Source organism: Haloprofundus salinisoli (assembly GCF_020097815.1).
GTDB classification, from domain to species: Archaea; Halobacteriota; Halobacteria; order Halobacteriales; family Haloferacaceae; genus Haloprofundus; species Haloprofundus salinisoli.
In genome coordinates this window covers 1,315,335-1,327,730 of the sequence record NZ_CP083663.1, presented here as the reverse complement: position 1 = coordinate 1,327,730, position 12,396 = coordinate 1,315,335, and the positions used below count along the sequence as shown (strand labels likewise).

The 12,396-nt window shown below is 65.3% G+C and carries 17 protein-coding genes; 7 read left to right on the top strand and 10 right to left on the bottom strand.

Annotated elements, in window-relative coordinates:
• Window positions 1-320: 320 nt before the first annotated feature.
• Complete coding sequence (hemB, locus tag LAQ73_RS07140; RefSeq protein WP_224270538.1) at window positions 321-1,301, bottom strand: porphobilinogen synthase; 981 nt, start codon at window positions 1,299-1,301, stop codon at window positions 321-323.
• Between the two features lie 105 nt (window positions 1,302-1,406).
• On the opposite strand from hemB, the gene LAQ73_RS07135 reads away from it, so the two are divergent.
• Entirely contained in the window at window positions 1,407-1,934 is a 528-nt protein-coding gene (locus LAQ73_RS07135; RefSeq protein WP_224270537.1) for a DedA family protein, read from the top strand.
• A 69-nt stretch (window positions 1,935-2,003) separates the two neighbouring features.
• Entirely contained in the window at window positions 2,004-2,534 is a 531-nt protein-coding gene (locus tag LAQ73_RS07130) for a GNAT family N-acetyltransferase (protein WP_224270536.1), read from the top strand.
• Window positions 2,535-2,681: 147 nt separating this feature from the next.
• Here the strand turns inward: LAQ73_RS07130 and LAQ73_RS07125 are convergent, their stop codons facing one another.
• A complete protein-coding gene (locus LAQ73_RS07125) occupies window positions 2,682-2,846 on the bottom strand; it encodes a DUF6757 family protein (protein ID WP_224270535.1) in 165 nt (54 codons plus the stop codon).
• A gap of 26 nt (window positions 2,847-2,872) precedes the next feature.
• Window positions 2,873-3,706: a PHP domain-containing protein gene (locus LAQ73_RS07120; protein WP_224270534.1), complete on the bottom strand. Its 834-nt coding sequence runs from the start codon at window positions 3,704-3,706 to the stop codon at window positions 2,873-2,875.
• A gap of 159 nt (window positions 3,707-3,865) precedes the next feature.
• Here LAQ73_RS07120 and LAQ73_RS07115 point away from each other — a divergent pair, with 159 nt between their 5' ends.
• Window positions 3,866-4,150 carry a DUF5789 family protein gene (locus tag LAQ73_RS07115; RefSeq protein ID WP_224270533.1) on the top strand — a complete coding sequence of 95 codons (285 nt, stop codon included), beginning with the start codon at window positions 3,866-3,868 and terminating at the stop codon, window positions 4,148-4,150.
• Window positions 4,151-4,229: 79 nt separating this feature from the next.
• On the opposite strand, the gene LAQ73_RS07110 is transcribed toward LAQ73_RS07115, so the two are convergent.
• Window positions 4,230-5,234 (bottom strand): DUF5784 family protein, encoded by a 1,005-nt coding sequence (locus tag LAQ73_RS07110; RefSeq protein WP_224270532.1) that lies wholly within the window; start codon window positions 5,232-5,234, stop codon window positions 4,230-4,232.
• A gap of 116 nt (window positions 5,235-5,350) precedes the next feature.
• Here LAQ73_RS07110 and LAQ73_RS07105 point away from each other — a divergent pair, with 116 nt between their 5' ends.
• Complete coding sequence (locus LAQ73_RS07105; protein WP_345778395.1) at window positions 5,351-5,527, top strand: DUF5786 family protein; 177 nt, start codon at window positions 5,351-5,353, stop codon at window positions 5,525-5,527.
• 4 nt (window positions 5,528-5,531) lie between these two features.
• On the opposite strand, the gene LAQ73_RS07100 is transcribed toward LAQ73_RS07105, so the two are convergent.
• Genes LAQ73_RS07100 through LAQ73_RS07095 form a run of 3 tightly spaced genes read right to left on the bottom strand, consistent with a single transcriptional unit; the run spans window position 5,532 to window position 7,350 of the window.
• Entirely contained in the window at window positions 5,532-6,275 is a 744-nt protein-coding gene (locus tag LAQ73_RS07100) for a DUF7530 family protein (protein WP_224270531.1), read from the bottom strand.
• Between the two features lie 22 nt (window positions 6,276-6,297).
• Window positions 6,298-6,423 carry an NAD-dependent epimerase/dehydratase family protein gene (locus LAQ73_RS17605; RefSeq protein WP_255635075.1) on the bottom strand — a complete coding sequence of 42 codons (126 nt, stop codon included), beginning with the start codon at window positions 6,421-6,423 and terminating at the stop codon, window positions 6,298-6,300.
• Between the two features lie 60 nt (window positions 6,424-6,483).
• Entirely contained in the window at window positions 6,484-7,350 is an 867-nt protein-coding gene (locus LAQ73_RS07095) for a YkgJ family cysteine cluster protein (RefSeq protein WP_224270530.1), read from the bottom strand.
• A 177-nt stretch (window positions 7,351-7,527) separates the two neighbouring features.
• Here LAQ73_RS07095 and LAQ73_RS07090 point away from each other — a divergent pair, with 177 nt between their 5' ends.
• Both LAQ73_RS07090 and LAQ73_RS07085 read left to right on the top strand, forming a co-directional pair.
• Entirely contained in the window at window positions 7,528-7,731 is a 204-nt protein-coding gene (locus LAQ73_RS07090) for a DUF7561 family protein (RefSeq protein WP_224270529.1), read from the top strand.
• A 75-nt stretch (window positions 7,732-7,806) separates the two neighbouring features.
• A complete protein-coding gene (locus LAQ73_RS07085) occupies window positions 7,807-9,636 on the top strand; it encodes a helicase C-terminal domain-containing protein (protein WP_224270731.1) in 1,830 nt (609 codons plus the stop codon).
• Between the two features lie 25 nt (window positions 9,637-9,661).
• On the opposite strand, the gene LAQ73_RS07080 is transcribed toward LAQ73_RS07085, so the two are convergent.
• Together LAQ73_RS07080 and LAQ73_RS17600 are read right to left on the bottom strand one after the other, a co-directional pair.
• Window positions 9,662-10,564, bottom strand: coding sequence for a hypothetical protein (locus LAQ73_RS07080; protein WP_224270528.1), 903 nt, complete (start codon window positions 10,562-10,564; stop codon window positions 9,662-9,664).
• A gap of 53 nt (window positions 10,565-10,617) precedes the next feature.
• Window positions 10,618-10,743, bottom strand: a complete 126-nt coding sequence (locus tag LAQ73_RS17600) for a hypothetical protein (protein WP_255635074.1) — start codon at window positions 10,741-10,743, stop codon at window positions 10,618-10,620.
• A gap of 184 nt (window positions 10,744-10,927) precedes the next feature.
• Between LAQ73_RS17600 and LAQ73_RS07075 the strand changes: the two genes are divergently transcribed.
• Window positions 10,928-11,116, top strand: coding sequence for a DUF7317 family protein (locus LAQ73_RS07075; protein WP_224270527.1), 189 nt, complete (start codon window positions 10,928-10,930; stop codon window positions 11,114-11,116).
• Window positions 11,117-11,230: 114 nt separating this feature from the next.
• Here LAQ73_RS07075 and LAQ73_RS07070 read toward each other — a convergent pair whose 3' ends face one another.
• Window positions 11,231-12,352 (bottom strand): 60S ribosomal export protein NMD3, encoded by a 1,122-nt coding sequence (locus LAQ73_RS07070; RefSeq protein ID WP_224270526.1) that lies wholly within the window; start codon window positions 12,350-12,352, stop codon window positions 11,231-11,233.
• Window positions 12,353-12,396 lie beyond the last annotated feature (44 nt).

The following is a 12,396-nucleotide window of genomic DNA, read 5'->3' as shown; positions in this document are numbered from 1 at the left end:
CACACCTCTCCCATGGAGCCCGATCCACATGGACGTTTGTTCACGATTCTTCTGATTACGTGGCGATTAGTGCTCTTAATCACGTCAAAAGGTCACGGAATACACTCCTATAAGCGTTGGTGTTAGAAAACACAATTTCCGGGGCACCTAAATGGTCATACGGTCGCTTTAATATCGAATACATGTTATATAAGGTCATATTCTCCGCAGCCGTTCGACAAATGTTGCCGCGGATGTGGACGATTGTACGGTCGAAAATCGAGCGTTTCGGGTCGAATCCGTCGCGCGCGCGCCCCGAGATTGATGGCGGTTGAACGACGCTACAGCTGGTCGGCGACCTGCTCTGCGAAGTAGGTGAGGATGAGGTCCGCACCCGCGCGCTTCATCGAGACGAGCGACTCCATCGCCACCTCCTCTAAGTCCAACCACCCCTTTTCGGCGGCCGCCTGTAGCATCGCGTATTCGCCGGAGACGTTGTAGGCGGCGACCGGGTGGTCGAACTCCCGGCGAATCGCGTTGACGATGTCGAGGTAGGGGAGCGCGGGTTTAATCATCAACACGTCCGCGCCCTGCTCCACGTCGAGGCGAGCTTCTCGAAGCGCCTCGCGGGCGTTCGCGGGGTCCATCTGGTAGTGTCGCCTATCGCCGAAGGCGGGCGCGCCGTCGGCGGCGTCGCGGAAGGGGCCGTAAAACGCGCTCTGGTACTTCACGGCGTAGCTCATGATGGGGACGTCGTCGAATCTCTCCGCGTCGAGCGCCTCCCGAATCGCGCCGACCATCCCGTCGGTCATCGACGAGGGGGCGACCATCTGCGCGCCCGCTTCGGCGTGCGAGACGGCGATCTTCCCGAGCAGGTCGAGCGTCTCGTCGTTTTTCACCGTGAGGGTAGGGTTCTCGTCGGCGTGGTCCTCTATCACCCCGCAGTGGCCGTGATCGGTGTACTCGCAGAGACAGACGTCGGTGATGACGTACGCGTCTGTCTCGGCGGCGATATCGCGGGTCGCCCGCTGGACGACGCCGTCTTCGGCCCACGCGCGTGTTCCGAGTTCGTCCTTCGATTCGGGGATGCCGAACAGCATCACCGCCTCGACACCGGTTTCGAGGATCTCCTCGACACGGTCGACCGCGTCGTCGACGGAGACGCGTTCGTGCCCCGGCATCGACTCGATGGGGATGCGCTCGTCGGTCGTCGCGTCGACGAAGACGGGGGCGATGAGGTCCGACGCCGAGACTCGGTTCTCGCTCACGAGGCCGCGAACGCCGTCGCGCCGAAGCCGACGCGGGCGGTCGGTGAGGTTCATACCCGGGGTACGGCCGGCGGACGCAAAGTCGCGTCGTTCTCTCCTTGCCTGTGTCTCTCTATCGGGGCCAAAACGATAAATGCTGTTACGACGGACGTTCACTGTATGCTGAGCCTGCTGCTCCAGGCCAACTTCGAGGTTCCCTCGATGTTGCACGACCTGCTCGACTCGGAGTTCGCGTTTCTCTTACTCCTCGGTATCTTCGTCCTCGAAGGCGCGATGCTGATGTACTTCATGCCGAGCGAACTCGTCGTTCCCGGGGCGATATTCGTCTTCGGCGCCACCGTCGAGATGGCCATCCTCATCATCGGTATCGCCGTCCTCGGCGCGACGATCGGCCAGTTCGTGCTGTTCATGGTGGCCAAGCGCGGCGGCCGCGAGTATCTGCTCCGGAAGCGCTGGTTCCGAATCAGCGAGGAGCGTCTCGACAAGTTCGACGGCTGGTTCGATCGCTGGGGCCCCATCGTCGTCCCGGTGAGCAACACGCTGCCGTTCACGCGCGGGATGCTCACCGTCCCGGCTGGCCTCTCCGAGATGCGTCCCCGCGAGTTCATCGCGCTGTCGGCGCTCGGAACGCTCTCGTTCGAGACGCTTCTGGCGCTACTGTACTTCGTCGTCCTCCCGTACCTCTGACGTCGCTGTTTCGCACTCGTCTCTCAGACGGCCGACGTTACTTTCCGTCGTCGCGTGGACGTCCCGACCATGCCCGGCCCCCTCTTCCTCGTCGGCGACCGCGTCGAACTCCGGACCGTCGAGCGCGAGGACCGCGAGTTCATCGCTCGCCACCGCAACGACCCGACGTTCCGTCGCGTTCTCGGCGACGCGCGCCCGATGAACCTCTCGGCGGCGACCGACTACTTCGAGTCGGTCGTCGGCAGCGACGACGGTGAGACGCTTCTGGTCTGTGTCGACGACCGGGCGGTCGGCCTCTGCTTCTTCTACGACCTCGACGAGACGAACGGCAACGCCGAACTCGGCTACTGGATTACGCCGGAGGCGCAGGACCGAGGCTACGCGACTGACGCCGCGCGGACGCTCGCGCGCTACGCGTTCGACGAACGCCGCCTCGACAAACTCACCGCCCGCGTGCGCGAACCCAACGCCGCGTCCGTGCGGGTGCTCGAGAAACTCGGCTTCCGCGAGGAGGGCGTTCTCCGCGAACAGGAGTTCGTCGGCGGGCGACGGGTCGACCTGCGCGTGTTCGGGCTCTTGGCGTCGGAACTCGAACGCTGACCCGTCGCCGTCGCTGACGGCTGGTCGAATCGAAGACGTTCGTCGGCCGTGCTCTGCTCCGCAAAACTGCCCGGAGCGAGTTCGTCCGAGGCTCACTCGGCTCGGTCCACGTCCTCTCGATGCCGACCGTCGCTCGCCGCAAAATACTCACTCGGCTCGGTCGACATCGAGCCGCTCCCGCAGCGATTGCAGCTCGTCGGATTCGGCGAGTTCCTCCATGCGTTCACGGAAATGCTGCTCGCAGAGACCGACTCGAATGCCGTCTTTTCCGGCGGCGAAAGCGGCATCTCGGTCGCAGTAGTGGCACTGCATATCTCTCCTTTCGTGCCCCAGTGCGTTTAAGCCACCGCTTCCGGGAGTCGGCTGCGAACCGCCGCGAACGCTCGCGGGGGGACGCCACAGACGCCGAGCTCCGTCCCGTGCGCGTCGCTCCCGCCGGTCGCGAGCAGATTCTCGCGCTCGACGACCTCGTCGACGAGCGCCTCTTCGACCTCGAATTCGTACGGGTAGTGGCGTTCGACGGCGTCGAGATGCCGCGTCAGCGACAACGCCGCCTCGGGGTCGTCGTAACGGAACGGGTGCGCCAGCGAGACGACCGTGCACGCCTCCGAGAGCAACTCCACTCCCTTCTCGAACGTCGGAATCTCGCGGGCGACGAAACAGGGACCGCCGTCGCCGATGAGGTGGTCGAATGCCCCTTGGAAGTCGTAGTCGGCCTCGCTCTCGTCGATGGCGCGGGCGACGTGCGGGCGGCCGATCCCCGGCCGAGGTTCGACGTCGAGGTCCACGTTCAGATACGACTCGACGCGTTCGACCATCCCCGCGCCGCGTTCGACGCGGTTTCGCTGGAGCCGTTCGAGTTCGTCGGTCAACGCGGCGGTCCGCCGGACGCCGTACCCCAGGAGGTCGACCTGCATTCCGGCGATGTCGGACTCCGTCCAGCCGCCCGCCAGAGTTCGCTCGGAGACGTCGACGCGGAGTTCGAGGCCGCGAATCACCGTGACGCCGTCGCGGACGCTCACCGGCGCGTCGAGTTCCGGGTGTACGGTGTCGTGGTCGGTGACGGCGACCCAGTCGACGCCGCCTGCCCGCGCGGCCGCCGGCACCTCCTCGAGCGTCAGTTGCCCGTCGGAGGCGGTGGTGTGGACGTGGAGGTCGGCGGCGATATCCATGGCTGTCGCTAGGCTCGCGCTGTCAAAAGCGCCGCGCCATCCGCTCGCGTAGCTGCATCGCTCCGACATTAAGGACCATTAAGGACTTATTGGTGTCCCGTCCCGACTAATGATGTACATGGAAAATCGTTATAAACTTCTGCGGCGTCGTCGTAATCGATGCGCTTGAACAGAACCGGCGACCTCGTTGCCAACCACGAGTATCCCGCGACCACCGACGAACTCGTCAGCGCCTACGGTACAGAGACGATTCACCTACAGAACGGCACGGAGACGGTCGGAACCGTGCTCGAACGTCTCGGTGCGCAGACGTACGCCGACGCGGAGGAGGTGTACGAGGCACTGCTCACCGGCGTCGGCCACGAGGCCGTCGGCCGGCGATTCTACAGCGACAGGGACGCACCGACTATCGGTGAGGGGTACTCCGGTCAGGTCTCCTTCTGACGCCGTACCCCGTCCACCCGCCGGGCGCGTCGGGCCGCCAGTACACCGACCCGCCAACGTACCCTCTTTTCGACTCGACTCACACCCATTCGACGGCGTCGTCGAGGTCCAGCGGAACGCTTCCCTTCCGGTAGGCTTCGACGCGTCCCGACGGTCGCGTCCGAAAGACGACCGCGGGACGGTGTCTCACGTCGGGTTTCTCGCCGCGGACTGCCCGCCAGTCGTCGTCCGGGAACGACGAGCAGTCGACGAACAGCGTGACACCGCCGCCGTGTCGCTCCAACTGTCCCGACGTCTTCGTCTCGGCGGTGTCGCGGACGGCGGCGACGGGCGTGCCGGCGCTGCGGCGGTCCGTCGGCAGCGGACGGGTCACCTCGACGAGCGTCCCCTCGCCGTCGCGTTCGGCGCGGTAATCCAGCGAGTGACCGGTCGTCACCTCGATTTCGGGGGTGATGTCGTACCCCGCCTCGGTGAGCAGTGCGGCCGCGTTGAACTCGCCCATCGAGGCGCTCATGCGCACGAAGTCGAGCTGCTTCGAGGTGCCGAGTTTACCGGCCATCAGCTCGCGATACTCGTCTAAGACCCCCGTCTTCAGAAACGACTCGTAGAAGGAGAGCGCCTCGTCGCGCGTCGCGTCGGGAAAGCCGGCGGCGTATTCGTCGAAGAACCGCCGCGTCGTCTCCCGACCGTCCTTCGAGAGAAACACCGGGAGAAAGAACCACGAGAGGTGCGGGAACGGTTCGAGCCACGGCGTCTCCTCGTAGAGTTGCGCGAGCAGTTCGCGCTCGGCCCACCGACAGACCGGGTAGGGAACCTCCGTGAAGCCGTGCTTGTCGGTACGCCAGAGCGTACTCGGCGTCTCCGTGTTGCCGAGCCAGTACGCGCCGTCGCCGTTCCAGCAGAACAGTGCCGTATCGCCGTTGTCCATCTCGAAGCGTCGCGCTTCGTAGCCGGAGGGCGGTTTGAACCAGGGACGCCTCATGGCCGCACCGAGATTCGAATCGAGATGAGAGTACACATCGTGCCGGACGCGCTGTTCGGTCCATCGACCGGGCGCGTACCGGAACCGCAGAGGTCGTGCCACGACGCGGAGTTACCGGTGGGACACCTTACGTGTTCCGTGCGTGGTCGGTCCTTCCCTGTTGGAAATCTGAGCGACCGTTATGTATTTATAGGTGAATTGTTAAGTGTTGACATAGCATGTCAATGGGTGCCTATGACGAAGAAGAACACGAGCGTCGTGCGCAGAAAACGAGTCAGGTCGACGCGGACTTCGACGAGGCGCGCACGGAGTTCCGCGGACGTCTCGAGTACGACTCCGGTGACTCCGCCGAGGACCTGCTCGACCAGTTCCGCAAGATGAAAAAGGAGCGCTAGTCGGCTACTTGTTTTCGTCGCCCGTCTCGACGGTGAGCGTCAGCGCTGCCAGCACGGAGACGACGGTCACGGCGACGACGTGACTGCCGACGGCGAACAGCAACACCGGTCGGTCCAGGATGAACGGCACGAGCACCAACTGTGCGAGTCCGAACGCGACGTTCATCAGGTTGATGCGTCGCAGTTCGGCGGCCGTCTCTCCGTCGAAGGTAAAGCGGAAGGAACGCCACAGCGCGACGACCGACGCCCACCACGAGGTACCGATGCGATAACAGAGGTCCCAGAGGACCAGAAGCATGAGGTAGACCGGAATCGCGTCCGGCCGTTCGCCGAACAGCGTCTCGACCAGCGGGTTCGCCGCCCGTTCGGGGTCGAACACGAACAGGTGCGTGACCAGCGCGATAAACGCCAGCACCGCGAGCACGACTTCGATGCTCGACCCGAACAGCAGTCGCTGATACGAGTTCGGTAGTCCCACCGAGCGGGTCCTCTCGCCGATACGGACCATCGCTACCGTTCCCACGGCGGCGACGAACACCGCCGCCGTCCCCGCGAGCGCGGCGTGCCAGAGGTCGTACGCCCACGCCAAAAACAGCACCGGGACCTCGAAAATCGCTATCTGGAGCAACACCGCCTGCCAGTCGGTCAGGTCGATGCCGGGGAGCGCACCGACGATGCTCTCGTACACCCAGGTGTCGCCGTACTCCGGTTCGGGTCCTGTCCTCTCGTCGTACTGCTGGTGCTGCATCCTATCTCCGTCCGGTCTTCGCTCAGTTGGTGTTCGGCGCACTCGTCGCGTCCGCGACCGCCGTCGTTTCGGTCTCCTCACCGGTCCCGAGCGCCGGCACGAGTCGCCCACCGACGAACCCCGTCGCACCCGTCACGAGGACCTTCATCGGCTATCACGACGGGCGTGAGTCGGTTAACAGCTCTCGCCGTCACTCGGTGTCGACTCGTCACCACTCCTCGGTCGGCGGCGCGCCGCGCCGCTCTTCGAGCTCCGACCGGTCTGCACGCACCTCCGCGTCGTCGCCGGGTCGGCCCGCTCGCCTCGTCCACGCCTCGATGACCGCGCCGGCCCACGAGTTCGCCTCCAGCGCTCGCTTTCGCCCCCGCTCGGCTTTCTCCCCGTCGACGGCCGTCGTCCCGGGACGCGACCCGACGGCGGCACCGACGAACAGCGCGCGGTCCGCCGCCGCCGTCTCTCCGTCCGCGAGCCGGTCGACGACGCCCGTCAGTTCCTCGGGGTCGGGGTAGACGAACAGCTTCGCACCCAACGCTTGCGGACCGAGCGCGAACCCCCGAAGCTTCTCCGGCGGGTCGTCGTCGAGAAGCCGCTCGCCTCCGTAGCTCCGCTCGACGCGCTCGCACTCGGTCTCGCGGTCCAGCGTGAGGTTCTGTCCGGGGTAGTCGCCGCAGGTCGCGGGGTACAGCTCCGAGCCGTGGATGCGACAGCGAAGCGTCTCGGGGTCGAGAAAGATGCACGTGTCGAGCCACGTCGGGTCGAGACCGAACGGACCGACCGGTTTCGGCGGTTTCCGGAGACCGACGTAGAAGACGGGACCGCCGTCGATGGCGGCGAGGTCGTAGCCGTCGACGGTGACCGAGTTGGTCCTCCCGTCGGCGCGGAACAGCCGCGGCGTCATCGCGTCGGCGAGCCCCTCGTCGAGGAACGTCTTCACCTCGTCGCGCGTCAGCGGCACGAGGTTGTAGGTGTCGTCGAGCGGGTCGCGCCGCCCCCGGCGCTCGTGGTCGAGCGTCTCGGGGGCGACCGGTCGCCAGTCGATGCAGCAGCCGGCGCACCCCTCGCAGTTCACCCTCATACGTCGTCGGTCGGTTCGGCGGCGCATAAACTGTCGTGTGCCGGAGAGGTGTCGCCGCGGCTGTCGCCCCGACGACCGAGTACGGGCACCGTACCCGTTCGACGGACGACGCTAACCGCCGGTAGCGTCGCTCGCCGCCCCGAAGGGGTCTTGTGTCGCCCTCGCTAGTTTTCGGACATGGCGAAGGCACGCTGTGATGGCTGTAATCTCAAAATCCGAATCAGCGGCGGTATCGGCGACTTCTGGAGCTTCAACTACGGGCCCTCCGGGGGGATGGCGCTCGAACTCGCCGACGGCACCGACTGCTTGCTCTGTTTCGACTGTATCGAGCAGCTGCCCGATGACCGGGATGTCACGGCGGCGGACGTGAAGGCGCTGTAGTGTGGCGGCGAGTTCGGAGATCCGCGCCGCCGCCGAGTCGGTGGCTTTAGGCCGCTGCCCGCGGTGGCTCTGCGCGTGAACCCCGAGCGCATCTTCGAGGCCTTCCCCGCGCCGAGTTTCCGCGGCAACCAGGAACAGGCGCTCCGGGACATTCGTGACGCGTTCGCCACCGGCAACGACGTGGTGCTGGTGCGCGCGCCGACGGGCAGCGGCAAGTCGCTGCTCGCGCGGGCCATCGCCGGGTGCGCCCGAACGGTCGAGGAGTCCGAACCGAAACACGCCACCGACGCGTACTACACGACGCCGCAAGTCTCGCAACTCGACGACGTGGAGAGCGAGTCGCTCCTCGACGATTTAAGCATCATCCGCGGCAAGCGCAACTACAGCTGTATCCTCCCGGGCGAGCACGACACGCCCGTCAACCGCGCGCCGTGCGTCCGACAGAAGGGGTTCGACTGCACGGTGCGTCATCGCTGTCCCTACTTCTCGGACCGCGCCATCGCCTCCTCGAAATCCATCGCGGCGATGACGCTCGCGTACTTCATGCAGACCGCAGGAAGCGACGTGTTTCGAAAGCGCGACGTCGTCGTCGTCGACGAGGCCCACGGCCTCGCCGAGTGGGCCGAGATGTACGCGACCATCGAACTGAGCCCGCAAACCGTCCCCGTCTGGGACGACGTGGGCATCCCCGACGTCGCGGACGCGGACGACCCGGTCGAACGCGCGTCCCGCCTCGCGGAGACGCTCTCGGGCGTCTGCGAACGCGCCAAGGACGAACTCCTGGCGAAACCGGAACTCACGCCCGACGAGGCCGCCCGCCGCGACAGGCTTCAGGAACTGCGCTCGGAACTCGACTGGTTCGTCAAGGACTACCGCGACCCGACGAGCGCGACGACGTGGGTCGTCGACCAACCCGGCGGCGAGGGCACCCAGATCGTCATCAAGCCGCTCAACCCCGAGAAGTATCTCCACCACACGGTGTGGGACCGCGGCAACAAGTTTGCGCTTCTGTCGGCGACGATTCTCAACAAGGACGCCTTCTGCCGGCAGGTCGGTCTCAACCCGAAGGACGTCGCGCTGGTCGACGTGCCGCACACCTTCCCCGTCGAGAACCGCCCGCTGTACGACGTGACGCAGGGACGGATGACGTTCGAACACCGCGACGAGACCATCCCGAAAATCGCCCGTCTCGTCGTCCGCCTGATGGCGAAACACCCCGACGAGAAGGGGTTGATTCACGCGCACTCCTACAGCATCCAGGAGCGACTCGCCGAATTGCTCGTCGACTTCGGCGTCGGCGAGCGCGTTCGAACCCACAGTAAAGAGAACCGCGACGCCGAGTTAGACGCCTGGAAGGCGAGCTCCGACCCCGAACTCTTTCTTTCGGTGAAGATGGAGGAAGCGCTCGACCTGAAGGGCGAGCTCTGTCGATGGCAAGTGCTGTGTAAAGCGCCGTACCTCAACACGAGCGACTCACGGGTCGCACGCCGCCTCGAAGAGGGGCAGTGGAGTTGGTACCACCGCGCGGCGCTCCGAACCGTGATTCAGGCGTGCGGGCGCGTCATCCGCGCGCCGGACGACCACGGCGCGACGTACCTCGCCGACTCCAGTCTTCTGGACCTGTTCGAGCGCGCGCGGGCCGATACGCCCGACTGGTTCGCCGAGCAGGTCGACCGGACGAGGAATCCAACACTTCCCGAGTTCGACCCGCGGGCGGCGCTCTCGGGCCTCGACGGCGGCGACACGGGAACGCTGGGTGGGTCGTCGGACTCCGGCGAGCACGCGAACTTCGGCCGCGAGAGCCGCGGCTTCGGCCGCCGTCGTCGACGCGGTAAGAGCGGCGTTCGCTCGAGCGAGGAGGAGCGGAAGAACCACCCGCTGTCGGACGTGTGGGGCGACGGTTGAGGTGTGGGGTGACGGCTGGGTTCGCCTATTCGCCGTCCCAGTCGTTGTGGTCGACCGTCACCCAGTAGACGGCGCCTTCGTATTCGAGTACCCACTGGCCGCTGTACCATCCGCTCGCCCGGTCTTCGGTGAGCTCGAACGCCTTGTGAGCGTGAATCTCGTCTGCGAGCGACCGGAACGCTTCAGTCGCCTCGTCCTCTTGGAACACGCTCTGCTCTTCGATGGCTGTCTCGAACAGGTCGCGTTCGCCGTTCGACAGCCCAGAGAGGGTGAACAGATACTCGTCTCGAATCTGACCGGCGTACTCCGCGGTGCTTCCGGCGACTTCCTCGGCCGTGTATCGGTAGGTTCTGAACTGCGTATACTCGGAATCACCGATACTCAGACCGTACGTTTCGTCGTCGACGACGACGAACTCGTACGCGGGTTCCGGAACAAGTTCGGACTGTTCTTCCTCTGCAACTGAGTACACTCGACTGCCTCCGATCTCCGGTCCGTCGCCGGTCTGTGTCACGTCTCGAAGTTCGAGCAGCTCTCCCACCAGTTCGCGGTCGGGTTCTGGAAGTGCCGACAGTTCGACGCTCTGGCCCTCGGTGTTCGGTGGGTTAAGGTCTAACTCGGCGGTGTACGACTTCCGCCGCTCGACGTCCACCACTTCGTCGGAGAACGTGTAGTACCGCCCCTCGTGCTCGGTCACTCGGGTGGTGTCGGGACGCCACTCGTCCTCAGGGATGGTCACAGAGCCGCTCGTAGCGAGTTCGTGGACGACAGGTGCCGTTTGGTTCGTCACCTGCCGGCTGGTCCGTTCGGCGAGTTCGTCGTCCTCGTCAGCAGTGGAGACGTAGAGGGAGGCGGCGGGTTGGGCGCATCCGGCGAGGCTCACGCCGAGTGCGGTTGCGGCAGTCGCGAGGAACGTGCGGCGACGCATACTCCGATGCTGACAACCAACTGATAAACGCTTTGTGGTCGTCTCCCGCGCGTTCAGAACAGGCTCGCGCCCGCGTAGACGACGGACGACCCGATCATGAGCACGACGAAGAAGATGGCTATCCACTGCTGTCGGTCCATACACCCGCGTTCGGCACACCCCCATTTGTAGCTGTTCACTCACCCGTTGGCAGAATTTGCCGAACACGTATGACACGATTGTTCATTCTCTTACCTCTATGTCCTCCTTATGGAGAATATATTGGACAATCGTCAATCGAATATGCTTCCTACTGATGGGTAGTGGCACGTACTCTCACGATAGCTTTAAATGCACCTATTCTGTATCTCTCCTCGAACGCAGATGCACACTCACTCCCTCACGACGGCGCTGACGCTGTACCGCAGCGGAACCCTGACGCTCGCGCAGGCCGCTTCCCGCGCCGGGAAGTCGCAAGCGGAGTTCCGGAAGGTGCTCGCCGCCCACGGTATCGCGCTCCGTGAGGCCACTCCGTCGTCGTCTGAGTCGGTGACCCCCGCCCGCGCCGACTGAGCGTTTTTACTCCTGACTTCGTCCGATGAACCTCGCGCAGCGATGCGACTCTACTCTCGCGTAGCGACGGGAGTTCCCGACTCTACCGCTTTTACTCGCTCTCCGCTCCGCCCGTCATTTGTCGCCGACGGCGTCCTCGGGGAGGATGTGCAGTCCCGCCCGACTCTTCAGCACCGACACCGTGTCGGCGTCGGGGTCGAAGTACGACGGTCGCGCGATGGTTTTCGACTGGTACGTTTCGGGATCGAGCACCTGCACTGCGTGGTCGTCCTCGACGGCGACGACGGTCGTCTCTTCGGCGTCGTCGACCGAGCCGAGTTCGCGGGCGTCGGGCGTCTCACCCTCCTCGAAGCGCGCCTCGTAGCGGTCGCCCGTCGTCAGTCGCGTCCCCTTCAGGTTCCCCTTGACGCTCCGGACCAGCACCGGCCCCTCCTCGTCGTCGGGGTCGATGACCGTCCCGGGCGTGTAACGCGGCAGACGGACCGCGTAGGTGACGCGGTACACCTCGTTGCCGTCGCTGTCTTCGGTGACGAGCGTCGGGTAGCTCTCGACGTTGCCGCCGAGTTCGCGGGTGATGCGCGTGGCGACCGCCTGCCCCAGTTGGTTCGTCGAGAGTTTGATGTCGGTGCCGTCGGCGACCTCTTTCGACTCGGTGATGAACGCGTTTCGGTCGCCGGCCTCCTCGCGCTTGGCGACGAACTCCTCGGCGATGTCGACCGCCCGCGACTGCTCGTCGGGCGTCGGTTCGCGGCTCTCGGCGCGGATCTGAATCTCGCTGGCGTAGTAGCCGCCGGCGATGCGCCCGCAGCGCTGGCACGTCTCCCGCGAGATGTAGACGGGAACGACGACTTCCTCTTCGACGTACGTCCCGCGGACGACGCCGGAGAATTGACAGTGCATCCGAATCGTGTTCTGGTCGACCTGCTCGGGTTCGACGGCCCACGCCACGTCCCGGGCTTTGAGATGGACGCCCAGCGACTCGCTGACGGCGTCGACGGCGACGTCGGTGTAGTCGCGCGCGCCGACGTCGACCCAGCGGTTGCCGCGGTGGACCGCCCCGCAGTTCGCACAGACCCGGACCGTCACCCGGTCGGGCGCGTCAACGAGGTCGAAATCCTCGAAGTAACACGCGTTGCAGAGCACCTCGTCGCGTTCGCGCGGCGCACCCGGCAGCGGTTCGGACCGCTCCTCGACCGGGTTTCCGCAGCGCGGACAGAACTCGCGCGTTTGACTCATTGTCCAGGCTAAGCCGCTCGGATGTTTAAGACCGACGACTACCG